Raw genomic sequence first — 554 nt, forward strand, 5'->3', positions numbered from 1 at the left:
ATCGGGTGAAGATCATTCGCAACGCGTGGCATTTTTACTATGCGTTGTGTTTGGTGTTTAAGGTGGTATGCGGCGGCATCGGTATTGCGTTGCTCACACCTTAACAGGGCGTTAGGCACTTAGGAGTTTTCATGGATAGTTTTATTCAGTTAGTTGGTGCATTTGGAGTTGGTGGGTTACTGGTAAAACTCATCGATATCTTTGTGCTTCAACCGTTCATAGTAAAAAAAGAGATAAACAGTTGGCTAAGAGATAAAAAGCTAGTTGCCTATTCAGCAGCTGTAAAAGATTTAGCTAATATGGGTTTTAAAAATGAAGACAACAGTCCGTTTGAGGATTTAGGGTCTCTATCACAAACACTATTACTTGTTGAAGACACTGAACTGCAAAAGCTGATTGACAGTCACATGTTTGATCGTGCTGAATTACATGATTGTGAAACGGGTTCTCCAAAGGCAGATGAGCTTTTTGGCAAAGTAGACTCGGACGCGAGGAAAATTATTAGTGCGTTAAGGGATGACTTGCGAAATGGTGCCTAACAAGGCGTTTAAGGC

General features: G+C 41.3%; 1 protein-coding gene. It reads left to right on the forward strand.

Features of this window, described 5'->3' with window-relative positions:
* Nucleotides 1-131 precede the first annotated feature (131 nt).
* Nucleotides 132-539: a hypothetical protein gene (locus tag BCT81_RS28950; RefSeq protein WP_025506584.1), complete on the forward strand. Its 408-nt coding sequence runs from the start codon at nt 132-134 to the stop codon at nt 537-539.
* Nucleotides 540-554 lie beyond the last annotated feature (15 nt).

The organism is Vibrio sp. 10N.261.52.A1, assembly GCF_002876325.1.
Classification (GTDB): Bacteria; Pseudomonadota; Gammaproteobacteria; order Enterobacterales; family Vibrionaceae; genus Vibrio; species Vibrio chagasii.

What these genes read in the sequence shown, in the direction of transcription:
- BCT81_RS28950 (WP_025506584.1), top strand. Translation starts at nt 132, where the DNA reads ATGGATAGTTTTATTCAGTTAGTTGGTGCATTTGGAGTTGGTGGGTTA.